Raw genomic sequence first — 23327 nt, forward strand, 5'->3', positions numbered from 1 at the left:
AATTAAAAGCACCCCGCAACATTTCCCTTATCAATGGTTTTCAGGCCTTTATCGAATCGTTTTACTGTAATTCGTCTTAAAAATAAGCATTTACATTTGTTTTACTTGAAGCTAACCGGTCGTACCAGTAGGATGCGGCCCTTTTTCAATAATCATAGAGTTTTTATGAAGCATCCTTTATTCGTCCGTACAGCGCTTGCGCTTTCTGTAGCCGGACTGTTCTCTTCTTCTGCTTTCTCTGCAGGTTTTCAGGTCAATGAACACAGTGCGAACGGACTGGGTCGCGCTATGGCGGGTCAGGCTGCAAAGCCGGAAAACGCTTCTGTGCTGGCAACTAACCCGGCTGCTATCACCGCGTTTGATAAAGCACAATTCAGCGCCCAGGTCAGCTACCTTGACCCCGAAGTAGATATCCGTGGTGATATGACCACCTCAGTAGGCGGCGCAACCATTACCAGCGATGCCAGTGCTGAAGACATTGCTGAATCAGCCGTCATTCCTTCCATTTTTTACGCTGCGCCGGTTAACGATAAGTTCTCCTGGGGCATTGGTTTGTTTACCAGCTACGGCCTGTCGACAGATTACAGCGATGATTACAATGCGCTGCATTATGCAGATGAAGCTGAGATCATCTCTTTTACTGTAAATCCGGCTGTCGCCTGGAAAGCAACGGACACGTTGAGTCTGGGACTTGGCCTGAATTTTACCTATGCCGATGCGAAAATCAGTACCTCTATTCCTCAGGTCTTCGGCCAGGTGATGGGCAATCCGGCGCTGGGGAATCTGACTATTGTCGAAATGGCCGGTGATGATATCGGCTACGGCTGGAACGCCGGTGTATTCTGGCAACCGGCTGACGGCACTAACGTGGCGTTAAGTTACCGTGCTGAAACACAGCTGGAACTGGCCGGTGAAATTAAGTCAGATCTGGGTGTGCTGATCCCTGAAGTTGCTGAGCTGTATAATCAGGGCGGTAGTCTGGATTTGAATTTCGCTGCAGTCACTGAGCTGGCCATCGATCAAGAAATTGATGAGCAATGGTCTGTACAGGCCAGCGTGAATTACACAGACTGGAGCACCTTTGACAAGCTGGAAGCGAATCTGGACAGTGGCTATGATTTGCTGCTAAAAGAAGAAGATTTTGAAGATACCTGGCGCTGGAGTGCAGGTGTTACTTATCAGTATGATGAGAAGCTGACGTTGCGTGCCGGTTATGCTTATGATGAAGGCGCTGTGAGTTTTGCACACCGCTCACTGAGCATTCCTGACACAGATCGTCACTGGGTAAGTGCCGGAGCAACCTGGGCGCTGACTGATGACACCAGTGTGGATATGGCCTACGTGTATATCAAAGGACGTGAAGCGGCGGTATCTCAGCAACGTGCAATCGGCTCTATTGTCAGCGATCTTACCGCTACAGAGCATGCGAAAGCGCAAATTCTGAGCGTACAGATTAATACCGCATTTTAACAGGCCGGGGCATCAGCCCCGGTGACATATTCAGATACTAAAAGCACAGCAGCAACGGCCGCTGTGCTTTTTTATTGTCAGAACCAGATCCGCGCGCCGGCAATAAAGCCGAATTCGGACGTGTCTTCACCGTTTGCAGCGGTAGTGTTCGCAGTTTGTCCTAACTGCTTTTGCCAGTAAACACCAAAGTATGGCGCAAACTCCCGCACCACTTCCTGACGGTAACGCAAGCCGAACCGCACGGATTCAACACCGGCCTCTCTGCCAAAGCGCTCTGAATCTGTCAGGTTGGTGTTCACCGTTAACCTGGGTTGAAGGTAACTGGTTTGTGTCAGCAAAAAGTCATATTCAAACTCGTTAAGCCACTGAACGTCGCCGTCTTCATTAATAAGCAAACTGGAGTCAGTTTCAAAGTAGTAAGGCGCCAGGCCTGTCAGACTGAATACTGCATAGTGCTCTGCGTTCTCCCCGGACGACATTTCACCTTTCAGACCAAGCCCGGCCTGCAGTGACCAGAAGGATGAAATCATGTAGCTGTAGCTGATATCTGTTCTTTCAAGGTCGGTGGGATGACCATCGTTTTGCTGATTTTCGCCCTCAGTCCTTAACACTACGCGGTGATAATCGCCGCCGTACCAGGCGGTGGCATCCCAGGTAAACACATTTTCTTTATCTGTATTACGGTATAATTCCAGCCTGTCGAGCATGACTTGCCAGGCTGCCATTTCCATCATCGGTGAAGGCCAGTCTGATTTATCCTCTGCCATTGCGCAGGTTGAGAATGTAATACTGCTGAGCACAGCAGCGGCTAAAAGATTGTGTTTAATCATTATGATGCCCTCCGTGCTGAACACTGACTACCCTGAACATGCCGGCTTCCATGTGATAAAGCAGGTGGCAGTGGAAGGCCCAGTCACCCATCGCATCCGCGGTGATAAGTAATGACACTTTTTCTGAGGGTTTTAAGCTGATGGTATGTTTTCGTGGACGGGGATACTGACCATTTTCCAGTTCCATCCACATACCATGTAAATGGATAGGGTGGTCCATCATAGTATCGTTTACCAGCACCAGCCTTAACCGTTCTCCGTGGCGGAACACTACCGGTCCGTCAACCTCGCTGAACTTTTTGCCGTCAAATGACCACATGTAGCGCTGCATGTTTCCGGTAAGGTGAAGTTCGAGGTTGCGGGACGGTTCCCGTTCATCCCCCCAGGTTTGTGCTCCGGTGAGATCTTTATAAACGAGTACCCGGCGACCGTCATTACCCAGGCCAATACCGGGTTCGTCCAGTCTTGAATGGGGATTCGCTGCAATCATCGCTGCCCCCGGACCGTGTCCGTCCGCGTCGTGATGAATGGCAATATCATCGACGGCAGGTTTGCCGCTGCCCTGCATGTCGTGACCACCGTGGTTCATAGCAGCATGATTCATTCCACTGTGGCCCATGCTGCCATGGCCAGTATCGTCGTGATTCATACTACTGTGGTCCATATCACCATGATCCATGCTCATGGCATCCATACCGCGTTCTGTAATCGTCCGGCGGGGAGGGACGGCGGCGCTCATTCCTGGCCGTGGCGCGAGCGTGCCGCGAACAAAACCGCTGCGATCATAACTTTCGGCAAAGAGGGTATAAGCTTTGTTCTCTTTGGGCTGCACAATGACATCGTAACTTTCTGCGATGGCAATACGGATTTCATCAACGGTGACAGGTTTTACCGGCTGACCGTCTGCCGCGACAACCGTCATTTCCAGCCCCGGAATTCGGAAGTCGAAATAAGTCATGGCGGAACCGTTCACCAGCCGCAGCCTGACTTTTTCTCCCGGATTAAACAGAGCTTCCCAGTTCATCACTGCATCCCGGCCGTTCATCAGGTAGGTATATGCGCTGGCTGACACATCAGCAATATCCCTGGGATCCATCCGCATGCTGTTCCACATACTGCGAACATGCCATGTATCGGCCAGGCCCTGTTCCTCCACATCTTGTAACGTGTCGAAAATGGTCCGCTTCTGGTAGTTGTAATAACCTTCAGACACTTTAAGCTTGCGGAATATTTCGTGAGGATCTTCAAAGGTCCAGTCTGACAGCAGGATCATATGTTCCCGGTCGGCACCAATATCGCCGTCTGCGGGATGAATAACCAGCGGGCCAAGATGTCCAATCTGTTCCTGTAAGCCCGAGTGGCTGTGGTACCAGTAGGTACCGCTTTGTTGCAAATCAAATTCGTATCTGAAGGTTTCGCCCGGCTTGATGCCGGCAAAGGATAAGCCCGGCACACCGTCCATGTTGGCGGGCAAAATGATGCCGTGCCAGTGGATTGACGTGTCTTCGCTGAGAGTATTAGTGACGTTAATCACTGCCCGTTCACCTTCGCGAAAACGCAGTAGTGGCCCCGGCATCTGACCGTTGATGGTAATGGTGTTATTTTTCTTGTTGCCAAAAGAAAATGTTTGCTGGCTGATCTTCAGATTAACTTCATCATTACGGGTCTGAAATTCAGTGTTCCCCTGAGCAACAGCCCAACGGGGGGCGGCCTGATATAATGCCATCGCTGACATTGAGGTCACCGCGCCGCAAAGAAAACGACGACGTGACGAATCCTGGTTGTTCATAGCTATTTCCGGTTAAAAAAGTAATGTCCGCCTGCATGCAATGCAGGCGGTGTTTAACTGTAATTAACTTAACCGGATAGGGGGCTTGAAGGGCGGACCACCATGAGCAGTCAGCGGTTCTGATATGGTGCTAGTGGTATCATTTACCACAACTGCTGCGGTAAAGTGCGTAAAGTGAGACAGCACGAACAGGCTACCGTGGCACATGGAGACATCACAATGACACTCCTGTTTACAGCAAACTTCCTGAGTCATACCAGACATCATGACATCAGGCTCTGAATGTGCCTGCATGTGGCCGGTCATATTCATTTGTACAGTTTGCATAGCATGGTGTCGCGCAGCATCGTGCACATTGCCCTGCGCGTTCATAGTGAACACACCAAGCAGACAAATCATTAAAAATGCGGTGAAGACTTTCATCAGGGGAATAGATTGTTCCTGTTCTTTTACCTTCTCAGCATATAACGGGCGCCGGGTGCTATGCAAGAACAGACACGCAATCATACGACTCTGTTACCGGATTATACGGCGGGCAGCTTCATGCTAAAGTTTAATGTTTAAAAATTGTTAATTTATGGTAAATTTAAGGGGTTGATAACCAAGAAACGGGAAGTCCTCTATGAACCACCGTATTGATAAAATGAAAAACTATCTGAAAGATTGTGTGTCTGATCCGGTACTGTATTGTTTTGCAGCGGGTCTGATGATGCTGCTTATTGTGGAAAACAATCTGGTGATTAATCCTTAAAGCCTCAGGCTTTTTCTTTCATATCCGTTGAAGTCAGTTTTCTCAGTGAGGGGAATTGCCAGATTCCCCATCCAACCACACCAAAAGCCGTAATCGCACCAATCAGAGCAGCGCCGGCGGGCCCTGCTGCAGCAGCTACCGTGCCCGCCCTGAAATCTCCCAGTTGATTTGAAGACGCAATGAAGATGGCATTCAGCGCGCCTACACGCCCCCGCAGTGCATCCGGTGTATTATGTTGAATAACGGAGCCGCGGATAACCACGCTGAACATATCTGATGCGCCGTAAATAAATAAGCATGCGCAGGCTATCCAGATACTGGTCGTTTGCGAAAATACCAGTACAGAGCAGGCAAAGACAAACAGGGCAGAGAATAGTGTATAACCGGCGTGGCGGAAGTCGGTTTTAAATTTCGACAGATAAATGCCGATGAATACCGCGCCGATAGCAGGCATGGCCCTCAGCATGCCCAGTCCTTGCGGACCTGTGTGCAGAATGTCCGCGGCATAAACGGGTAACAATGCTACGACGGAACCGCCCAGCACGATGAGTAAATCCAGCGACAAACTACCCAGTACGATGGGATTTCGCTGCATGAAATGTACGCCTTCCCATAAGGCTTTTTTACTACGTTGTCCTCCGGTATTAGCAGGACCAATCGGGGGCAGAAACAAGAAACAGATGCTGATCACAAAGCAAATTACGCATACTGTCCAGTACACTTTAAAGTCCATTAACGCTATTAGCAGCCCGGCGACGAAGGGGCCGGCGGTTAATGCCAGATTCCAGACGGTGCTGGTAATCGCGATGGCTGCGCCAAGCCGGTCGGGGGGCACCAGGTTGGGCACAATGGCCTGCATGGACGGAGATATAAACGCTTTGACGGTGCCGAGTGCCATTAATAACGACAGTAAAACCCACTTATTAAAGTTACCGTCGTGCATCTCAAAGGCGATACAAAGAATGATACCCAGCCAGCAAACGGCCCCGGTTTGCAGTACCTTCTTACGGGACATATGGTCGGCAACCCAGCCGGTAAGAATAAAAAATACATACACCGGGACGATTTGAAATAATCCTACCAGCGCCAGGTCGAAGGGATCTTTTGTGGCCTGATATAAATGCCAGCCAACAGCAGTGCCTAATATGGAGTCTATGACACTGAACAGCCCTCTGCCGGTGAGAAATGCGTAAAATCCGGGCGGAAAACGTCCTGATTGTTGTGTCATAGTATCCATTACTGGTTAAACATCCTTTTACGGAGCGATGACTTAACGTAGATGTTGGAAAATTATCTCTTCAATTTGCTTGCCAAGGTCCCGCAAAACATTGATATCCTGATCAGAAAACGTGCGGGGCGCGTCATAGATAACGCACAATGTACCCAGTTCGTAACCATCCGGGGATTTCAGGATCATGCCAGCATAAGCCCGGATAAAGGGTTCACCCTTAACCAGCGGACTCCCTGCAAAGCGGTTGTCCCGTGTGGCATCAGGTACTATCAGGTATTCTTCTTCGGCAATGGCATACGTACAGAAAGATACATTACGCGGGGTCTCAGTTTTATCCAGACATTGTCTGGATTTAAACCACTGGCGATCTTCTGCTATCAAACTGATAAGGCATATTTTACAGTCAAAATACGCTTGCGCGGCCTTAGTAATCGCATCTAACCGTTCATCCGGCTCAGTATCGAGAATTTTCAGGTCATGCAACGCTTTTAAGCGGGCGTCTTCGTGGGGCAGAACGGGATAATCCATACAGGGGTCACATCAGATCCGCAAGGGACCTGCCAATGTTTGTTACGACAGGTATGGGATTCTATATTAACTCTGTCCGGTGAAGAATATTTTTTCTTTAAATTTGAACTATAGTATAGAGACTATGTTTTAATGCGTTACGCTGAACACGGTTTACGTATGTAACATGTTGTGAAAGCGGAAAAAACAGGATTTTCTGAGGTGGAAGGTCAGGTAAAGGAATAGATGTTTAAAGTTCAGTCGCACATGCAAAAACTGCTGGCCACTTTTCTGGTCTCAACAGGCTATATATTGTTTGGACTGCTCAGTATATGGGCTGCCATTCCGCCCGGTTTTGCTACGGTAGTATGGCCCGCTGCCGGCCTCGGTCTGCTGGCCGTACTTTTGCTCGGCCCGTTTGCATTATTTGGTGTATTCGCCGGTGCTGCAGTTCTTAATTTCATTATATCTTTAAACTATGCCGGCGGAGAGCCGTCATTGTTTGTTTCCGGCATGATGGGGGCGTTCGCGGCAACACAGGCGCTGGTCGGGCGGGTACTGATTGTCAGTGTCATTCCCGCGCCGGTTAATTTTGTGCGTCCTGCGGTTGTGGCGAAATTTTTATTGCTCGGAGCAATTATCAGCCCCTTAACCGGCGCCACATTGAGTAATATTTTTCTCTGGGCTCAGGGGGTTATATCTGACCAGGACTGGTTTAAAAACTGGGTAAGCTGGTATATGGGCGATGCTATCGGCATCGTGTTTATTATCCCCTGGCTACTGGTATTTACACCGAAAACCCTATCTTCTCATGTATCCAAGGTCCGCTTTGTTTTCTATTCCCTGATCACTATTACTTCCTGCACGGCGCTGCTGGGTTGGCTGGTGACCAAAACGGAAATGGAAAAACACAAAGTTGAGTTTACTGTTAATGTGAACGTTCTTGAGCGTGCACTCAGCGGTGAACTGTCCAAAGTCTCAGATATCCTTCAGGCGCTGGCGGGGTTTGTCAGAATTCAGGAAGATGTCACCCCTTCAGAATACCGTGTCTTCACGCTGGATCTGCTGAAGCGGAATCCTTCAATTCACGGGTTATCGTGGAATGAAAGACTGGAGGGGCGGGAACTGAAGGCGTTTGAAACTGCTATGCAGGCGAGTTACGAGGCCTTCGATCCCACTATTCATTTTGAAGTGAAAGGTCTGGATGCCAAAGAAGATATGGTGGCGGTAGATAACCGTGATACCCACGTAATCGTGTCGTTTATTGAGCCTATGACGGGCAACATAAAAGCACTGGGGCTGGATGTTTATTCACAAATATCCCGCCGGAAAGCGCTGGATAACGCGTGGTCCAGCCATCGTTTATTCCCGACTTCGCCCATTAACCTTGTTCAGGGAGACCGCTCTGAACCCGGCGTACTTATGTTCATGCCTGGCGGAAAAACTACAGGATCAAATCATTCCGGTTATGCCACTGCAGTTTTGAAAGCTCAGGAAATGATTGAGAATGCTTTTGGTGATTCTCTTTTACCTACCCTGGGCGTACTGGTCTTTGACCCTGCGGCACCGCCCGGCCATTCCATCTTGTTCCGGCAAAACCTCTCCGGCGAAGATGTAGAGTTTCTGACTACAGGGTGGGATAAGCAGGCACAAGACAATGCGGGCTTCCTGGCTGAGCGTTTTCCGCTAAATGAGGTCAGAACAATTACTGTCGGAGGACACAGTTGGGTGCTGCTGCAGGTGAGCGACAGCAGTTTCCTTTATCAGCCCTGGGGCGTGCATTTACTGTTGGCAGGTTCTGTGTTGTTCGCCGGGCTGCTGGGCTGGTTCATTATTATTGTGGCCGGACATACTGATGAAATTGAATATCAGGTCAAACGACGTACCCGTGATTTGACTCAGGCTAACAGCAGACTGGTTGAGTCAGAGTATGCTCAGGCTGAAGCGGTTAAAGACGCAGAACGTTCAAACCGTGCGAAAAGCGAATTTCTGGCCAATATGAGCCATGAAATCCGTACGCCGCTGAACGCCATTCTGGGATTAAGCCGGTTGGGGCTGAACCAGGAGCCGCCGGCCAACTTCCGTGACAAGTTCGAAAAAATTAATCATTCCGGCGAGCTGTTGCTGGGGATCATCAATGACATTCTGGATTTTTCCAAAATCGAAGCACAGAAGCTGGAACTTGAAGAACAAATTTTTTCTATTAAGGACATTATCAGCCAGTTGCGGGATTTGTTTCTTGAACAGGCAAAAGCAAAAGGTATTGAACTGCAATTCCGTTTTGACGGCAAACTTCGCCCCTGGCTTACCGGTGATTCGTTGCGGCTGCGGCAGATACTGGTGAACTTACTCAGCAATGCCATTAAATTCACCAGTGAGGGAAGTGTTACCCTGGTGTGCCGGTATGAAGATATCGACGATCATGAATGCTTGCTGGTAATTTCAGTGACAGACACCGGGATTGGCATGTCGGAAAGTCAGCAGAAGGTAGTCTTTGATGCCTTCACGCAGGCGGACTCTTCAACCAGCCGCAAATTTGGTGGTACAGGGCTGGGAATGACCATCAGCCATCGTCTGGCAACCGCCATGGACGGGAATATCTCAGTAACAAGCCGTCAGGGCGAGGGCACGACTTTTATAGTAAAACTGCCGTTTAAGTTACCTCAGCCACGGGAAATTGATGAGTTTAAAGCTGAGCGGGCACGGGTAAGAGACAACCTTGAAGGGGCTTTTAGCGGTCACGTATTACTGGTAGAAGATAACGAGATTAACCAGGAAGTGGTGGGTGAACAGTTACGTCACCTTGGACTGGATGTCACCATGGCAGATAACGGGGCGCTGGCTGTGGCTGCAACACGCCGCCATCATTTTGATATTATTTTAATGGATATTCAGATGCCGGTGATGGATGGCTATGAAGCGACCCGGCAAATCCGTGAGTCTGGCATCAATGTGCCGGTTATTGCTCTGACCGCTGCGGCCATGGTGGAAGACAAACGTAAAGCACTGGAATGTGGCATGGATGATCATTTAAGTAAGCCATTCCGGCAGGAAGAAATGTATGCGGCACTGACCAAATGGTTGAATGCATCAAAATCTACCCTGACGTCACCCCGTGACGACGGCAAGGGGTAATATTATTTACCCGGTGACATCTTTTGCAGTTTTCTTTGTAAAGTCCTGCGGTGCATTCCCAATGCCTTCGCTGTAGCGGAAATATTGTGTGCGTGATCGTGCAGGGTGCGCTGAATATGTTCCCACTCCGCCTGTGCCGGCGTCATCGGTGTCAGCGATTCTTTTTCATCTCCGGCTGACACCACCCCGAGGCGTTTCAAAATGGTCTGGAAAGAAACCGGTTTGGTTAAATAGTCTGTGGCACCGCTTTTTATGGCCCGCACGGTGGTAGGAATGCTGGCGTATCCTGTCATCACAATCAGGTGTCGGGGGCAAAAGCGGGCGGCCAGCTGCTCAATAAAATCCAGTCCGGTTTCATCCTGCAACATCATATCGAGTAAAATTGCATAAACACCGGTTTGCTGGTGGTGCATGGCTTCACTGGCCGATGCAAAGCAATGTACGTTAAATTCTGTTTTGGTGGTAAACCGTCTGGTAAGCACTTGTGAAAGTCTGGGATCATCGTCAATGATAAAGATAGTCTGCATTATTGCTCTGCCGGCAAAATAACCGTGGTTTCAAGTGTGAGAGTGCCCCGGCTATCAATAATTTCCCAACTGACTTTGCCACCGAACCGCTCAATTGTTGCGTTTGTCAGCACACTGGCAACCCCGTTTCCTTTTTCGCTGTGAACAAGTTGCCAGCCGATGACCGGTGCGTGTTCAGGTGGCGCACTATTCAGCGGATTAGCTATCCGTAACGTCCATTGGCCGGTGCTGACAACCTGAGTGATGCTCACGCCGTTGTCTGCTTCACCGGACGCTTCCTCACAGGCATTAACGACAATATTTGTAAGCGCAGGCAGCAGAGTGCGGTCAGCGTGAATAATGTAATCGCTATTACAGGTTTGCCAGTGAATAAGGGCTTCCGGTCTGGCAAGAGTCAGACTATGCCGTAATGCTTTGATTAATCCTGAACTGCGGTAGGTTGTGGTGCGGGACTCTCTGACATCATCAGCCACTTCCCGCCAGTCAGATAACAAACCATTCAGTCTGCTGACCTGTTCACTAAGCTCTTTTATGAGTGCCGGATCCGGGCTGTCCCGCCATTCTTCCAATAGCAAATTAATTGTCTGAACCGGCGTTGCAGCATCATGGGTAAGTTGTGCGGCGGCAGTGCCAATAGCCAGGAGTTGTTCATTTCTTAACTGAGTTTCTCTGAGCGCAACAATAGCCGCATTGCGCTTTCTTAACTGGCGGCGGTAATAAAAAATGATGGCTGCGATAAACACGCTGGTGCCGGCAAAACTCCACACCATATTGGCCGCATGCTGCGCCATGCCATCATGATGAGAAGCAGGGGAAGCAAGCAGTTGTAATAACTGGGCACCGGTACTGATAAGCAATACCGCCGTGGCCAACCTGAAGGGAAGTTGAACCAGACCGGCGACAAGGGGGATCAGTAATATGATGGCGTAGGGGTTACTGGCCGCACCGTTCAATCCGATAAGCCAGTTTATCAGCACGATTTCCATCACTGTGCAGATAAACAACGCTACGGCGTTCAGCCGGCGCTTTTCGGGTAGCAGGGTGAGCAAGATCAGTAGCATCAGCGTGGATTACCGCATTGTCTGTTATTCCGGCGTACTGCTTCTGCAGAGCGGGCCTGATTATAGAGTGCTCTGCGGCGTACAACCGCAGAGTATAAAGTGTTAAGGCTAAAACGCCAGTGTTACGCCAAGGTCAAAAGACCGCCCCCTTCCGGCAATCTGCGCGAAGCCCTGTTCCGGCGTTTGCTTAAATTGAGCAATGTTGACACCGCCAGCGGGCTCTTCGTACCAGGTATCTAGTAAATTATGGATGTCGAAGTGGAAAGTCATATTACCCTGTTGCCAGGCTGCAGACAGATGCAGAAGTGACCAGGCGTCAGTGGTGTTCTCATTCCGCCGGTTATCCACATCGTTTTTACTGCCTGTCCATTGCCAGGATAATGCACCGGAGAACGACGATATGGCATATTCCAGGCTCATAGTATTCTGTACCGGTATGATTTGGTAAAGATTGCCTTCTCCGTGACGGCGCTCACCTTGTTGCCAGCTGAACGCTGTTTTCCAGGTCAGTGCCCCTGCTTCATTGTCAAACAGACGCTTCGATGCTTTTACATCAGCACCGGTAAGAGTAGCGTCTGTGTTCACAAATTGCAGAATGTTTCTCTGTCCCGCAGCGGACTCTGTGCGGTTGAAAGTACCGGTGACGTCGACGTCAATGTAGTCTGATACCCGCGTGTACCAGATACTCACTTCTGCTGCCCAGTCTGATTTTTCTGCCTGCCAGGACACCGAGGCTGTACTGGCGGTTTCAGGTGCAAGTTTGATGTTGCCGATATAGCCGTTTCCGTCACCGAACCAGCCAATCATGGATGTGGCCATGGCGCTGGTTCCCCAGCTGTAGCGTTCATAAAGGTTAGGGGCGCGGTTCTTTCTTGCGATACCTAGGGTCAGGCTTTGATCGCCGGATAATTTGCGTGTAGCCAGCAACGTGGCGTCGAACAGTGTGTCAGACTGACTGCGGTCTGCTGAATTAAATGCGCTGGCTGCTGCCAGATTGTTTGCCATCATCATCCCGCTGCCCATGGACATGCCACCCATGGACATTCCATCCATGCTGCTGTTTACATATGCCTGAACTTCACCGGTATCTGTTGTGACATATTCAGCGCGCAGTCCCGCCTGATACTGCCAGTCTTCATCAGCGGCGGACAACCATTCAGCCCAGGCTGCAAGGCGGTCCCGCTCCCCGTCATTAATGTTGATGTAGTCATTGGGGCCCATCATAGCTGAGCCTTCTACGGCCGGCCACCAGTCGTCCAGGCGATTGGCGTAATATTCCTGACCAAAAACAAAGGTACTGCTGTTGTCTGCCGGCATTGTCCATTTCAGCTTTAGTGCAGTGTCGTGGCTGTCTGTGTTCATTGGCATCATGCCTGTTTTCTCCGCCGTGAAGAAACCCATTTCATGGGTGGTATGACGGGTACTGGCGGTGGCATCCAGGGCAATATCTCCGAACTGTCGCTGATACAGTGCCGTAATGCCTGTACTGGTATTGTCAGTCATGTCCATGTACTGGTTCGGGAAGCCCTGATAGGGGATACGCTGGTGAGAAATGCTCAGTTGCAGGCGTTGTGATGCATCCTGATAACCACCACTCAGCAAATGGTTTGTGGCTTTATAAAGGGTATCAAGTACCAGGTTACCATGCCCGTCTTCGTAGCTTTCTGCTTTGGACTGATTTCCTGCATAGCTCAGATACCATGTGTCACTGGCAACAGTGGCATCAGCGCTCAGCGTTCTGCCATTGTCGTTGCTTTGATAAAAATACCCCAGCGACCCTTTCTCAAACGTTACCGTATCACTTGTATTGAATGCTGGTGTGAAAGTAGACAATGCAATAACCCCGGCAATATTGTCACCGCCGGCACTGACCGGAGATACGCCCGGTAAAACGGCAATGGTATTGACCTGATTAGCGGAAACATATGACAGAGGCGGGTTCATCTGGTTACCACAAGCTGCAGTAACAGGCACACCGTCGGTGAGTAGCTGAATGCGGTCACCCATCATACCGTTCATCACCGGTAATGCAGAGACACCGCCTGCTGCAGAAAACGTGATACCGGCTTGTGCCAGGCGTGATGAGAGGTTCTCATCACCATGAAGATGAGGCTGGCGGGTAGTGACTTCGATGGTTTCCACCGGAGTTTCTCCGGCAGAAGCTAATGTACTGAGCAGTGTGGTTGCAGACAACACAGCATAGGGGAATGGTTTCACTTACATTTTCCGGTTATTAAATCCGGCGATAGTGTAACGGCGGCGTCGCAAAACCAACATGCGGCAAATTGTCGCACATGTTCAAAAGTTAAGCGTTTGAGAAGTTTGGCGATATTTATTTGGCTTTAAGGAAGATAGGCCCTTATTCAGGCTCAGAAATCATGTAACAATAGCCGCTCATCCGGTCCATCCTTGTCATACTAATGATTAGTTGCGGCTTTATCATATTGGTTATACGTTTCAGGTATAAAGTTATTCTGTAGGATATTGTAGTGTCTGATAATCTGGTTTCTGTTAAGACTCTCGATAAAGAGCAACTTAAACACGCAACAATTTTTTCCGGTATCAGCCCGAAGGCCATGCGCCGGGTGTTTGCTGCGTGGTGTATTTTTTGTGTTGTAGTCGCCATTATTGTGGTTATGGCTCCTGATTTATCTCAGGTTTTCCAACTTACCGTGTTTGGTGTACTGATTGCGTTTACGCTGGCCATGTTTGGTCAAAGCCGTATCGCTGAAGGCTGGCCGGCTGTACTTTCAAGTGACGATGAAATTTGCGTGATCCGCGATCCGCAAAAGCGGGAATTTATATGTGTGCCTGTCAGTCTGGTTACCACAGCTGAACCCGCGCTGATAAAGCCGAATAAAAAAGCACTGGCGCTTATACTGGATACGCAGCGGCTATCGGAAAACGATGTCAGTACCCTTAATCAGGCGGTCTGGCCACGGGACGACCGGTTGCTGGCTCTTGCGCACTTTATATCCCGCGATAAAGCATGCCGGAAAATTAATTCTTTCCTTTCCTGATATCCATTTCCCCGGTGTTTGCACGAAAAGTGAGCAGGTGCCGGTTGACTTGTCCCAATTTGGCCTGCAATGGGGACAATATTCACAGATAGAATTGTTTTTCAAATTTCATTAATGGTAATGTTGTCTTACCTTTGATCATGAAATTAGCACGCTTATTTATTTAAGTTGTTGATATTTTTGGCTAATTCCGGACTCGGTGGTATATGAAATTCGTAATAAACGCCGCTTATACAGAGATGGCGTGAATTCTGCACTCGTAAATCCTGCAGATAGAAGTGCAGAAAGGTAGCAACTTGATTGCTGCACCTGTAGTACGAGTAAAATGTGCGTTTCCTTAAGTTTTAGGGTCTATGAGACCTGTCGCAGAAATGCGGACAGAGTGTGAAAACAGCAAGGAGGCAACATGACCCCCGGTACAATCTTACAAATTCTGGTCGTTGAAGACGATCCTGTGGTAGCAAGCCAGTTAACCTGCTTTTTGACCGGACTGGGATGGAAAGTGGATTTTGCTGCCAGCGGAAAGCTGGCTATCCGTCTGAGCAAGGCTCAGCGATACGACGCTATTCTGCTTGATGTGGCGATGCCGGATTTACCCGGTGCGGAAATACTGGCACAAATAAAACAAGCCTGTGATTCGCCGGTATTACTGATGAACCCCGGACAAGACCCCGCAGGTAACGCAGCCTTTGCCGCTGCAGATGACAGTGTTCCGGATCCTTCAGACTATCGTGACATTGTGAGTCGTTGTCAACGCTTTGCCACACAGGAACCGCTGGCAATCACAGCCTGACAAAATACCCTCAAAAGAGAGTTCATGGAAACCTGTAGCTGAAAAGCCACAGGTTTTTTTATGCCTGTTCAATTGATGGAGCAGTTCTTAATCTCAGTGTTGTAAGTAAGGGAAAGTGGTCTGAGCCTACATCCGGCATTCTTTCTATTTTGACCAGTTCGAAATGTTCAGTATGAAAGACATGATCGAGGGGCCAGCGCAGCAACGGATAATCCGCATGGAAAGTGTTGAAGAATCCACGGCCACGACGGGGATCCAGCATGCCACTTATTTTTCTGAATTTTCGGGTCGTCGGTGACCATGCCACATCATTGAGGTCGCCGGTAACAATGGCCGGATGCTTTAACTTTGCCATTTCTTTTCCTACCCGTGTCAGTTCCTTATCCCTGGGTCCGGCAGATTTATTTTCTGTGGGACTTGGCGGTTTAGGGTGTACAAAATGGATTTTTACCTGAGTACCCGCCATTTCCTGCCAGATTTCCATAGACGGTACGTCATCTTCAATAATGAACCGGATTTTTTCGTTGCCGAAGGGACGCCGGCTATAAAGATGCATGCCGTAAAGATTTTCCAGCGGACAAGAGAGGCGGTAGGGATAGTCATCGTGAAGGACCGATAATGCCTGCTCCCAGTCTTTGTTGCTTTCCAGCGTCACCAGAATATCCGGTTTACGTAGCCTGGTAAGATTAATCAGTGCGTCATAGTTATCGTTAGTCATTAATACATTGCTGGTGAGAATGCTTATTGTGCGTTCGTCATCAGTTGCCGGTACCTGATTCACTTCTGTGCGCCATACCGGTGTGTAAGGGATTACCCAGGCAAGTTGATAGAGCAAAGCGCAGACAGCACCGGCCTGCATGCACAGCGCCAGTAAGGGCGTTTCGATATACGAGTACGTCCAGACTAAGGTGAGCACAAGTAAAATAAACGCCTGCTGCAGACGGGGAAACTCCCATACGCGGATTAACCAGTGCTGGCCGGGTATGTGAGGCAGTATCGCAGCCACAATAAAGAAAAGGGTAATGATAGAGAGTACTGTTGTCATGGTTCGTCCGCTGAAATTACTGTCCGGAATCAAAATATTTAGCTTACTTATATAAAGACTTTCTGCCCGGTTCGATCAAACGAGGTGATTTCAGCAATCGTAAATGCAAGGTAAAAAATACGGGGTTCTGAGAAAAGTTTGCATGAAGGGAAAGAGCGGAAAGTTGGAGTCCACTATAAAAATCATATATTTCAGCTGTTTAATTTGCTGGCATGAAGTTGGCTTCACTTATTTTGCTTGATAATTAAGGAGAGCAAAATTATGAAACGTTCAATTCTTTCACTGTTAGTAGCTGGTACATTAACTACTTCTGCTTTTGCAGGATCTATGGATACTGCGAACAAGTGGGAGGAAGGTGCCAAGGATGCCTGGATAGACGGCAAAGCTGAAGCAACATTACTGTTTAACGGTAATCTGAATTCTTTTGACATCAACACCGACGTTCAGGATGGCAAGGTTATTCTGACCGGTAAGGTAGACAACTCGGTTGATAAAAAGCTCGCGGAAGAGCTGGTAGCAAATATCGACGGCGTAACAGATGTTGATAACCAACTGACAATTGTAGAAGAGCATGACTCTGAAGCTATGGCCGGCGATGATATGGACATGGACTCTGCAACCGGCAAACTGACAGATGCTAAAATCGCGACTGTAATTAAAACCCGTTTGCTGATGGACTCTGATATTTCCGGTTTTGATATCGACGTGGATGTTGATCAGGGCAATGTTACGCTTACCGGTACAGTAGACTCAGACGCTGAGCGTGACCTGGCCGTTGAGATTGCGAAAAACGCCACAGATGTTACAGACGTTGAAGACAACCTGAAGGTCGTTCAACAGAAAACAGCGATGAAAAGTGAATAATACTTTTTAACTGCATAATCCGGAAAGGGCTGAGTTATCTCAGCCCATTTTTTTATTGCGTCCCGGTTAGTGAACCTTGCTGAAAAACCTTCCTTCCCGTCTGTGAAAATATTTCCTGCCTGTAGTAAAAAAGTATCATCAAATTCCCGGGTCAACGGAAATTATTTGGGTGTTATTGCCTGCACCTTTTTCCTCTGATTTTTCTTCTATGATAATGAATTGATACTTAAGTCTAATAAAACAGTAGGTTACGGAAAGGCCGGTCATGAGGTTGGTGCGTGGCGGTGGTTTTTGCGGCGTTTCTGTGAGGTCTTTAAAAATATGGCGCGGAAATTGGAATACTAGAAATAGTTGTGAGAGTAAATAAGTCATTTACCGGAATTCAATCCTACGCACGCAAGGGAGCAGTATGAAATTTCTGAAGACTAAACACCGTCCATTACCGTCAACGTCTTTTGAACGTCTCATTCACTCGCAGCCAGTTTTTAACTGGTTCGATCGCTACGACAAACGTGACCACAAAGCCGGTAAGGCAACAGCAGGTGCAGTGATGGCGGAGGCAGCGACCGCTAAGTAAGTACAGGAAAGCGATCCGGACGGTCCTTGAATTAAACAACGATGGTGAAAAACATGAATTACTTAAAAATTGCAGTAATGACAGTGTTACTTCTGACCAGTCTTGTAGCTCTGGGGTCCGGAAAGCAACTTTCAACCTGGCTGGGGGAAACGCCGGCAGAAACATCAACTGGTGCTGATCTGGCAGAAGTTGAGGCGGTATTTAATGAGTTGGATTTTGACCCGGCGAATTCGTTTCATCAAATTCGTAAGCAAAGGATTGAGCATTATCTTGATTTGGCCCGTAACTATGATGATAGTGACTGGGACTACAGCAGGGATGAAGCTCTGCAGCGGGCTCAAAATATAATGAATCACCACGAAAGGAAGGAAAGTGGTATCTATGCCAGCTTATAGACAAGGTGCTTTCGCCTTAATTATTTGTGTATTTTTATTGGGCGGCTGTGCCAGCGCGCCCGACATGCCTGAATATTCTGCTGTACAACCGCAGGACAACACACAACCTCAAAAAAACGAACCTGCACTGGCTGAAGAGCTTGCGAAAGGGAAAGACGTTACCGTACAAACCAGCCAGGGAGCCGTATCCGTTTCTCCGGTAGTGGTTGCAGTAGGTGATACCCCTCAGTCAGGGAATACCGGTGATGGGGTGTATTACAACGATCCCTGGGAAGGCTTCAACCGGGCCATGTTCAGCTTTAATAATGTGTCTTATCAGTATGTACTTTTACCGCTGGCAGACGGCTATCATTATGTAGTGCCGGGGGTGGTGAGAGACAAAATTGGTAATGCCTTTGATAATCTCAGAGAGCCGTTGAATCTGGTCAATAACACCTTTGCCGGCGAGTTCGGTGAGGCTGGTGCAAACTTAGGGCGCTTTCTGATCAATTCTACGGTGGGACTGCTCGGCTTATTCGACCCGGCATCCGACTGGTTCGACATCAAACCGCAAAAGCAAACCATCGCAAATACCTTACAACGCTATGATATTGGCTCCGGCCCTTATCTGGTTATTCCCATTTTAGGTCCGTCTGATTCCCGGGGCGCGTTATCTACGCTCACCGAAGGGTTTGTCCACCCGGTAAATTACATTGCCGAACCACCGGAAAGCTATCAATTGAGGATTTTTGAAGGTTTTGATGACTTCTCTAATCAGTCAGATACGTACAGGAAACTGTATGAGCAGGCTGAGGATCCTTACATCTATTTCCGTAATCAGTACATTCAGGGACAGCGACGTGACGAACTCTTCGAACTCAGTGAACGCGAACAGCAAGATAACCAGTAAGCTGGCGGCAGGGATTGTTTCAGCCCGCTGGGGTATTCTGGTTTTCTTTATTGCGGTTTTAGTGTGGCTGGGATTATACATATCGCAATTTCGCATTGATGCATCCGCAGACACCTTACTGGTGAAAGATAACAAGCTCTACATTCAGACTCAGGTTGCTGATCAGACATTCGCCCCACAGGAATTTATTCTGCTGGCTTATGAGCCGGTTTCTCATGATCTGTTCAGCCGGCAGACATTTGATGATATTGCTGCGCTGTCGGCAGAAATCAAGAAAATCGACCGTGTTGAAGCTGTGACATCCATTATCACCGTGCCGCTTATTAATGATGCCGGTGCACTTACCGGTGATACCGATGTGGCTTCTCTGTCATGGGAAAAGCAGCAGTATTCTCCCGCGCAAATGAAATCGATGATTTCAGGCCATCCGATTTTTACTGATCTGCTGGTTAACCGTCAGGAAACCGCAACGGGCATTCAGATTGTTTTTAAAGACAATCCTGAACTGGCAGAAATAGACAAAGAAATTACCGCCATTCAGGCCAAAGTACTTGACGGTAAGAGCCTCAGTGACGCCGACAATAAGAAAATTGAAGCGTTAAAGGCGAAGGCTGATCCTATCCGTCAGCAACTGACCACACAGCGAAAAGCCGAAATCGAACAAATTGAACAAATCACGCAGTCTGTGTCTGACAGAGCCAACACCTACCTTGGCGGTGCCTATGTGGTAGGCCAGCATCTTATAGATATCATCAAGTCAGACCTGGTGAGTTTTGGCACCGCAATCGCTGCGGTTATCGTGTTACTTCTGGCCTTATTGTACCGTTCATTTAAGTGGGTATTCTTTCCGTTACTTTCCTGTACAGTAAGCGTATTTCTGACCATGGGCCTGTTCGGGTTGCTGGATTTACGTACCACGGTCATTTCCGCAAATTTTGTAGCTTTGCAACTTATTCTTACCCTGGCAGTAATGATCCACGTTATTGGCAGTTACCGCGAATTAAGCCGGGATAACCCTGAGTATTCTCAACGCCAGCGCATTATCGCTACGTTGGAAGATAAACTGTCTCCCTGTTTTTACGCCACGCTGACAACCTCTATAGGATTCGGCGCTCTCATCTTTTCAGGCTTGCAGCCGGTGGTCGCATTTGGATGGATGATGCTGGCTTCCATGTTGATCACCATGGCGGTAAGTTTGCTGCTGTTCCCGGCTTTGCTGTCATTTTTACCGGCCAGTAAAGAAACGAAAGAGTACGGTTTTATTAAAGCATTGCTGGAACGCCTGCGCGGGCTGTCGATGCGCGCACCATTGGCTGTCAGCGGGTTTGTGCTCATTGTGTTTGCTGTTATGGCTGCGGGCATCACACGGCTTAATGTTGAAAACTCCTTTATTAATTACTTTGATAAAGACACGCAAATCTACAAAGAACTGGCGTTTATCGACCGTGAATTTGGTGGTTCTACTGCCCTGGATGTCATTATTACACTGGATGAACAAAACGCGTCGAAGGAACTGGTACTGACGGCAGATTCTGTCGCACAATTGCAGCTGGCGCAGGCGGCCATTAAGGCATTTGACGCCACAGGCAGTGTGACGTCGGTAGTAAATTTTACTGAACTGGCAAAACAGTTAAATGGCGGAAAACCTCTTACTGAGTATGAGCTTACCTCTATCTACCGTTTACTGGATGAAAAGGTCGTAAATCAGCTGGTGGGGGCGTATTTTTCTGCTGAAGATAATGCCTTTCGTATCTCTACGCGTATTCAGGACACTACGGAAGGGCTGAACCGTCAACTGTTTATGACCCAACTGCAGTCTGACTTAAAAGCCACGGGGCTGGATGATTCTCAGTATGAACTGACTAACCTGTTCGTGTTGTATCAGGATATTCTCAGTCGTCTGTTTGACTCCCAAATCAAAACTCTCGGCATTGTGTATGCTGTGCTGGCGCTGGTGCTGTTTGCTATTTTCCGCTCGCTTAAGGTCACACTGATTGCGCTGCTACCGAATATTCTCACCACGCTGGGAATTTTAGGGATTATAGGCTGGTCCGGTATTTCCCTTGATATTATGACTATCACTATTGCGGCCATAGCCATGGGCATAGCTGTCGATGATACCATTCACTTTTTACACAGTTACCTGTCTGGTATGAAACAGGGAGATGGCAGCGCAGACGCGGGGAGCCGTTCAGCGTTCGGGCATTCCGGGCTGGCTATATTGTTCACCTCTACCATTATTGCAACGGGTTTCTCACTGTTCGGTTTTTCTGACTTTTTACCCAGTGTGTATTTTGGCTTGCTGACGGCACTGGCGATGCTGCTGGCACTGTTTACTGACCTGAGTTTATTGCCGGCGCTGCTAAACCGTTTTGTTGGTAAGAAAAGTAGCGGGTAATGCCCCTGCAATCAGGTATGATATATAGACGAATAAAGGCTTGCAGCGATGCAGGCCTTTTTTACTGATGGCTGAGAAAGGAGCTGAGCAATGCCTGAGGCAGATTCCGTTGCAGGGTTAGGGTGTGAAGAGGCGTGTATTCAGGTGTTTATGGCAAACCGGCCTGATTATCCTCTGACGGGGCCTCCGGGACAATTGTTGCCGGCAAATAATACCCTCATTGAGAACATAAACCGGGAATGCGGAAACGGCTGGCGTAAAGTATTTAATGTCTACGCAAAATGGGTATTTGCCTTGTCAGAGAGTGCCGGCACAACGCAAAGCATTTCCTCATGGCAGCAGTATCGTGACGAGCTGTTGCTGACAGAGCAGGGAAGTACTGCACTCTGGTTTAAAGCGCCGGAACACTTTAACCCCGCCAGATTAAATATTGTGATGGGCAAAACCTTTGCCGGGACGTTGGGACTAACAGACAGTGTGGAATGGCTGACGGCTGATTTTGCTGTGTGCTTGCAACGGTCACTGGTTGTGACGCCGTATTTTGACTACCGGCAGCTGACAAATGAAAAAATTGGTTTTCTGAATTATCTGATCAGAAGGAGGCCGGCTTTACTGAAACAGGCTATGGGGTGACAGACATAAAAAACCAGACCCGGAGGTCTGGTTTTGATTTTCTCAGAACTGATTAGCAGTCTTTGTCTTCTGCATTCATGCCTTCTTTGGCATCTTCACAGGCGTCTTCGACTGCATTACCTGCATCGGTAACGACTTCGTCGAGTTTTTCACCTGCGTTTTCTGCTTCACCGTCGCCACAAGCGGCCAGTGAGAATGCGAAACCTGCTACTAACAGTGCTTTAAGCATTAATTTAGATAAGTTCATAGTCCTTTCTCCTTGTTCCAATGTATATTGTTAGACTCTAGGTGATTTGCCGCGTAATGCATTTGCGATCAAAGAGATCACCAGCAACGCTACAAACACGAAGAATAAAAACTGAGCAATGCCTGATGCTGCACCGGCAATGCCGCCAAAGCCAAAAACTGCTGCGATAATGGCGATAATGAAAAATGTAACTGCCCAACCTAGCATAATTATTTCCTCATATTGCTCTAGTGAATGACATATTAACTTATGCTGGTATTGTGCCATTGTTTAAGGTGTTGAAAATTAAGATTTATTTTTTGTTTTGCTGCGTTTGGGCCTGATGGACAGGGCGGTAGTTACAACTTACTTGCATTTTTTACACAGTCTCCGGAAAGCTTTCATGCAGTGCATGAGAGACGCTGGTACACTAGATTTATATTTCATCATTTATTTAATCCGGCTTACCTGTGGCCCGCCAGCCGGTGCCGGTCCCGCTTTCGATACACGGACAACTATTCATGAGTAAAAACCATTCTGCATTTATCGGTTTGATGCAAAGAGCAAGAAACGTAAAACGCTGGCCATTGATGGCGCAGTTTCAGGAAGAAATGTTATCAACGCATATTTATGAAGCGGCGGTGGCTGCTCACATGCTCGGGGCAATTGCAAAAGACGTATTTAACGAAGATGTTGAGCCTGACCGGGTAGCCTCCATGGCTATTTTCCATGAAGGCAGTGAAATTGCCGGTATGAGCGACATTCCCAGCCCGGTAAAATATCACGACCCTGAAACTACCATGGCGATTAAAAAGCTGGAGCGAAGGTTTGAAGCCATGTTACTTCAAACGTTACCTGAACCACTACGTCAGCGTTATCAGCCTCTGATTGAGCAGGATAAAGAAGATATTCATGTGGCGCTGGCGAAAGCCGCAGACGTATTGTGTGCTTATCTGAAATGTGACTATGAGTTATCAAAATCTAACTCAGAGTTTTCAAATGCTATGCACGAAATGGACATACAATTGAAAAAATACCGGGACACGTTTAAATGTGTGGATTATTTCTGTCAGGTATTTCTTGAAGATGCAAAAGGAACGCTGGATGAGCAGACCCGCGATTTAGACTGGGTCGAAAGGGCTAATACACTGAATATTAAAGAATAATAGGGAACGTTTAACGTTCT

24 protein-coding genes are annotated in these 23327 nt (G+C 48.2%); 12 read left to right on the top strand and 12 right to left on the bottom strand.

Annotated elements, in window-relative coordinates:
- The first annotated feature begins 165 nt into the window (after nucleotides 1-165).
- Nucleotides 166-1470, top strand: a complete 1305-nt coding sequence (locus ACXAGC_RS16445; RefSeq protein WP_474845532.1) for a porin — start codon at nucleotides 166-168, stop codon at nucleotides 1468-1470.
- A 77-nt stretch (nucleotides 1471-1547) separates the two neighbouring features.
- On the opposite strand, the gene ACXAGC_RS16450 is transcribed toward ACXAGC_RS16445, so the two are convergent.
- The 3 genes from ACXAGC_RS16450 to ACXAGC_RS16460 all read right to left on the bottom strand — a co-directional run bounded on the left by ACXAGC_RS16450 (nucleotide 1548) and on the right by ACXAGC_RS16460 (nucleotide 4596).
- Complete coding sequence (locus tag ACXAGC_RS16450) at nucleotides 1548-2300, bottom strand: copper resistance protein B (RefSeq protein ID WP_474845534.1); 753 nt, start codon at nucleotides 2298-2300, stop codon at nucleotides 1548-1550.
- Nucleotides 2293-4089 carry a copper resistance system multicopper oxidase gene (locus tag ACXAGC_RS16455; protein ID WP_474845536.1) on the bottom strand — a complete coding sequence of 599 codons (1797 nt, stop codon included), beginning with the start codon at nucleotides 4087-4089 and terminating at the stop codon, nucleotides 2293-2295. Before ACXAGC_RS16455 ends, ACXAGC_RS16450 begins: the two co-directional genes overlap by 8 nt.
- A gap of 63 nt (nucleotides 4090-4152) precedes the next feature.
- Nucleotides 4153-4596, bottom strand: coding sequence for a hypothetical protein (locus tag ACXAGC_RS16460; protein ID WP_474845538.1), 444 nt, complete (start codon nucleotides 4594-4596; stop codon nucleotides 4153-4155).
- Nucleotides 4597-4711: 115 nt separating this feature from the next.
- On the opposite strand from ACXAGC_RS16460, the gene ACXAGC_RS16465 reads away from it, so the two are divergent.
- Nucleotides 4712-4840 carry a hypothetical protein gene (locus ACXAGC_RS16465; RefSeq protein WP_474845540.1) on the top strand — a complete coding sequence of 43 codons (129 nt, stop codon included), beginning with the start codon at nucleotides 4712-4714 and terminating at the stop codon, nucleotides 4838-4840.
- A gap of 4 nt (nucleotides 4841-4844) precedes the next feature.
- Here ACXAGC_RS16465 and ACXAGC_RS16470 read toward each other — a convergent pair whose 3' ends face one another.
- Together ACXAGC_RS16470 and ACXAGC_RS16475 are read right to left on the bottom strand one after the other, a co-directional pair.
- Nucleotides 4845-6077, bottom strand: a complete 1233-nt coding sequence (locus tag ACXAGC_RS16470) for an MFS transporter (protein WP_474845542.1) — start codon at nucleotides 6075-6077, stop codon at nucleotides 4845-4847.
- 33 nt (nucleotides 6078-6110) lie between these two features.
- Nucleotides 6111-6599 (bottom strand): GAF domain-containing protein, encoded by a 489-nt coding sequence (locus ACXAGC_RS16475; RefSeq protein ID WP_303574561.1) that lies wholly within the window; start codon nucleotides 6597-6599, stop codon nucleotides 6111-6113.
- Between the two features lie 225 nt (nucleotides 6600-6824).
- Here ACXAGC_RS16475 and ACXAGC_RS16480 point away from each other — a divergent pair, with 225 nt between their 5' ends.
- Nucleotides 6825-9713, top strand: coding sequence for a response regulator (locus ACXAGC_RS16480; protein ID WP_474845544.1), 2889 nt, complete (start codon nucleotides 6825-6827; stop codon nucleotides 9711-9713).
- 2 nt (nucleotides 9714-9715) lie between these two features.
- Here the strand turns inward: ACXAGC_RS16480 and ACXAGC_RS16485 are convergent, their stop codons facing one another.
- From ACXAGC_RS16485 to ACXAGC_RS16495, 3 genes are all read right to left on the bottom strand, one after another.
- Nucleotides 9716-10240 carry a response regulator transcription factor gene (locus tag ACXAGC_RS16485; protein WP_474845546.1) on the bottom strand — a complete coding sequence of 175 codons (525 nt, stop codon included), beginning with the start codon at nucleotides 10238-10240 and terminating at the stop codon, nucleotides 9716-9718.
- Nucleotides 10240-11301 carry a hypothetical protein gene (locus ACXAGC_RS16490; RefSeq protein WP_474845548.1) on the bottom strand — a complete coding sequence of 354 codons (1062 nt, stop codon included), beginning with the start codon at nucleotides 11299-11301 and terminating at the stop codon, nucleotides 10240-10242. Before ACXAGC_RS16490 ends, ACXAGC_RS16485 begins: the two co-directional genes overlap by 1 nt.
- A 108-nt stretch (nucleotides 11302-11409) precedes the next feature.
- The gene (locus ACXAGC_RS16495; protein ID WP_474845550.1) at nucleotides 11410-13518 is read right to left on the bottom strand and encodes a TonB-dependent receptor plug domain-containing protein; all 2109 of its coding nucleotides are present in this window, start codon (nucleotides 13516-13518) and stop codon (nucleotides 11410-11412) included.
- 272 nt (nucleotides 13519-13790) lie between these two features.
- On the opposite strand from ACXAGC_RS16495, the gene ACXAGC_RS16500 reads away from it, so the two are divergent.
- Complete coding sequence (locus tag ACXAGC_RS16500; RefSeq protein ID WP_474845552.1) at nucleotides 13791-14321, top strand: hypothetical protein; 531 nt, start codon at nucleotides 13791-13793, stop codon at nucleotides 14319-14321.
- A gap of 406 nt (nucleotides 14322-14727) precedes the next feature.
- Complete coding sequence (locus tag ACXAGC_RS16505; RefSeq protein WP_474845554.1) at nucleotides 14728-15114, top strand: response regulator transcription factor; 387 nt, start codon at nucleotides 14728-14730, stop codon at nucleotides 15112-15114.
- 58 nt (nucleotides 15115-15172) lie between these two features.
- On the opposite strand, the gene ACXAGC_RS16510 is transcribed toward ACXAGC_RS16505, so the two are convergent.
- Nucleotides 15173-16159 carry an endonuclease/exonuclease/phosphatase family protein gene (locus ACXAGC_RS16510; RefSeq protein ID WP_474845556.1) on the bottom strand — a complete coding sequence of 329 codons (987 nt, stop codon included), beginning with the start codon at nucleotides 16157-16159 and terminating at the stop codon, nucleotides 15173-15175.
- 261 nt (nucleotides 16160-16420) lie between these two features.
- Here ACXAGC_RS16510 and ACXAGC_RS16515 point away from each other — a divergent pair, with 261 nt between their 5' ends.
- Nucleotides 16421-17023, top strand: a complete 603-nt coding sequence (locus tag ACXAGC_RS16515; protein WP_474845558.1) for a BON domain-containing protein — start codon at nucleotides 16421-16423, stop codon at nucleotides 17021-17023.
- Nucleotides 17024-17161: 138 nt separating this feature from the next.
- Here ACXAGC_RS16515 and ACXAGC_RS16520 read toward each other — a convergent pair whose 3' ends face one another.
- Complete coding sequence (locus ACXAGC_RS16520; RefSeq protein ID WP_474845560.1) at nucleotides 17162-17395, bottom strand: hypothetical protein; 234 nt, start codon at nucleotides 17393-17395, stop codon at nucleotides 17162-17164.
- A 37-nt stretch (nucleotides 17396-17432) separates the two neighbouring features.
- Here ACXAGC_RS16520 and ACXAGC_RS16525 point away from each other — a divergent pair, with 37 nt between their 5' ends.
- The 5 genes from ACXAGC_RS16525 to ACXAGC_RS16545 all read left to right on the top strand — a co-directional run bounded on the left by ACXAGC_RS16525 (nucleotide 17433) and on the right by ACXAGC_RS16545 (nucleotide 21915).
- A complete protein-coding gene (locus ACXAGC_RS16525; RefSeq protein WP_161599134.1) occupies nucleotides 17433-17600 on the top strand; it encodes a hypothetical protein in 168 nt (55 codons plus the stop codon).
- Nucleotides 17601-17653: 53 nt separating this feature from the next.
- Entirely contained in the window at nucleotides 17654-17995 is a 342-nt protein-coding gene (locus ACXAGC_RS16530) for a hypothetical protein (RefSeq protein WP_474845562.1), read from the top strand.
- On the top strand, nucleotides 17982-18884 hold the full coding sequence (locus ACXAGC_RS16535; protein WP_474845564.1) for an MlaA family lipoprotein: 903 nt from the start codon (nucleotides 17982-17984) through the stop codon (nucleotides 18882-18884). The genes ACXAGC_RS16530 and ACXAGC_RS16535 overlap by 14 nt, the downstream gene beginning before the upstream one ends.
- On the top strand, nucleotides 18835-21282 hold the full coding sequence (locus tag ACXAGC_RS16540) for an efflux RND transporter permease subunit (RefSeq protein WP_474845566.1): 2448 nt from the start codon (nucleotides 18835-18837) through the stop codon (nucleotides 21280-21282). The genes ACXAGC_RS16535 and ACXAGC_RS16540 overlap by 50 nt, the downstream gene beginning before the upstream one ends.
- A 90-nt stretch (nucleotides 21283-21372) precedes the next feature.
- Nucleotides 21373-21915: a DUF6942 family protein gene (locus ACXAGC_RS16545; protein WP_474845568.1), complete on the top strand. Its 543-nt coding sequence runs from the start codon at nucleotides 21373-21375 to the stop codon at nucleotides 21913-21915.
- 52 nt (nucleotides 21916-21967) lie between these two features.
- Here ACXAGC_RS16545 and ACXAGC_RS16550 read toward each other — a convergent pair whose 3' ends face one another.
- Entirely contained in the window at nucleotides 21968-22162 is a 195-nt protein-coding gene (locus ACXAGC_RS16550; protein ID WP_119500971.1) for a hypothetical protein, read from the bottom strand.
- Between the two features lie 30 nt (nucleotides 22163-22192).
- A complete protein-coding gene (locus ACXAGC_RS16555) occupies nucleotides 22193-22369 on the bottom strand; it encodes a DUF1328 domain-containing protein (protein ID WP_070125299.1) in 177 nt (58 codons plus the stop codon).
- Nucleotides 22370-22662: 293 nt separating this feature from the next.
- On the opposite strand from ACXAGC_RS16555, the gene yfbR reads away from it, so the two are divergent.
- Nucleotides 22663-23307 carry a 5'-deoxynucleotidase gene (yfbR, locus tag ACXAGC_RS16560; RefSeq protein ID WP_474845570.1) on the top strand — a complete coding sequence of 215 codons (645 nt, stop codon included), beginning with the start codon at nucleotides 22663-22665 and terminating at the stop codon, nucleotides 23305-23307.
- Nucleotides 23308-23327 lie beyond the last annotated feature (20 nt).

Source organism: Alteromonas sp. AWJ4_197, assembly GCF_056160285.1.

Bases quoted from the DNA above. Each gene is read 5' to 3' on its own strand.
- ACXAGC_RS16535 (WP_474845564.1), top strand. From the start codon at position 17,982: ATGCCAGCTTATAGACAAGGTGCTTTCGCCTTAATTATTTGTGTATTT.
- ACXAGC_RS16515 (WP_474845558.1), top strand. From the start codon at position 16,421: ATGAAACGTTCAATTCTTTCACTGTTAGTAGCTGGTACATTAACTACT.
- ACXAGC_RS16550 (WP_119500971.1), bottom strand. From the start codon at position 22,162: ATGAACTTATCTAAATTAATGCTTAAAGCACTGTTAGTAGCAGGTTTC.
- ACXAGC_RS16530 (WP_474845562.1), top strand. From the start codon at position 17,654: ATGAATTACTTAAAAATTGCAGTAATGACAGTGTTACTTCTGACCAGT.
- ACXAGC_RS16450 (WP_474845534.1), bottom strand. From the start codon at position 2,300: ATGATTAAACACAATCTTTTAGCCGCTGCTGTGCTCAGCAGTATTACA.
- ACXAGC_RS16480 (WP_474845544.1), top strand. From the start codon at position 6,825: ATGTTTAAAGTTCAGTCGCACATGCAAAAACTGCTGGCCACTTTTCTG.
- yfbR (WP_474845570.1), top strand. From the start codon at position 22,663: ATGAGTAAAAACCATTCTGCATTTATCGGTTTGATGCAAAGAGCAAGA.
- ACXAGC_RS16525 (WP_161599134.1), top strand. From the start codon at position 17,433: ATGAAATTTCTGAAGACTAAACACCGTCCATTACCGTCAACGTCTTTT.
- ACXAGC_RS16545 (WP_474845568.1), top strand. From the start codon at position 21,373: ATGCCTGAGGCAGATTCCGTTGCAGGGTTAGGGTGTGAAGAGGCGTGT.
- ACXAGC_RS16445 (WP_474845532.1), top strand. From the start codon at position 166: ATGAAGCATCCTTTATTCGTCCGTACAGCGCTTGCGCTTTCTGTAGCC.
- ACXAGC_RS16490 (WP_474845548.1), bottom strand. From the start codon at position 11,301: ATGCTACTGATCTTGCTCACCCTGCTACCCGAAAAGCGCCGGCTGAAC.
- ACXAGC_RS16470 (WP_474845542.1), bottom strand. From the start codon at position 6,077: ATGGATACTATGACACAACAATCAGGACGTTTTCCGCCCGGATTTTAC.
- ACXAGC_RS16455 (WP_474845536.1), bottom strand. From the start codon at position 4,089: ATGAACAACCAGGATTCGTCACGTCGTCGTTTTCTTTGCGGCGCGGTG.
- ACXAGC_RS16475 (WP_303574561.1), bottom strand. From the start codon at position 6,599: ATGGATTATCCCGTTCTGCCCCACGAAGACGCCCGCTTAAAAGCGTTG.
- ACXAGC_RS16510 (WP_474845556.1), bottom strand. From the start codon at position 16,159: ATGACAACAGTACTCTCTATCATTACCCTTTTCTTTATTGTGGCTGCG.
- ACXAGC_RS16520 (WP_474845560.1), bottom strand. From the start codon at position 17,395: ATGACTTATTTACTCTCACAACTATTTCTAGTATTCCAATTTCCGCGC.
- ACXAGC_RS16465 (WP_474845540.1), top strand. From the start codon at position 4,712: ATGAACCACCGTATTGATAAAATGAAAAACTATCTGAAAGATTGTGTG.
- ACXAGC_RS16555 (WP_070125299.1), bottom strand. From the start codon at position 22,369: ATGCTAGGTTGGGCAGTTACATTTTTCATTATCGCCATTATCGCAGCA.
- ACXAGC_RS16460 (WP_474845538.1), bottom strand. From the start codon at position 4,596: ATGATTGCGTGTCTGTTCTTGCATAGCACCCGGCGCCCGTTATATGCT.
- ACXAGC_RS16505 (WP_474845554.1), top strand. From the start codon at position 14,728: ATGACCCCCGGTACAATCTTACAAATTCTGGTCGTTGAAGACGATCCT.
- ACXAGC_RS16485 (WP_474845546.1), bottom strand. From the start codon at position 10,240: ATGCAGACTATCTTTATCATTGACGATGATCCCAGACTTTCACAAGTG.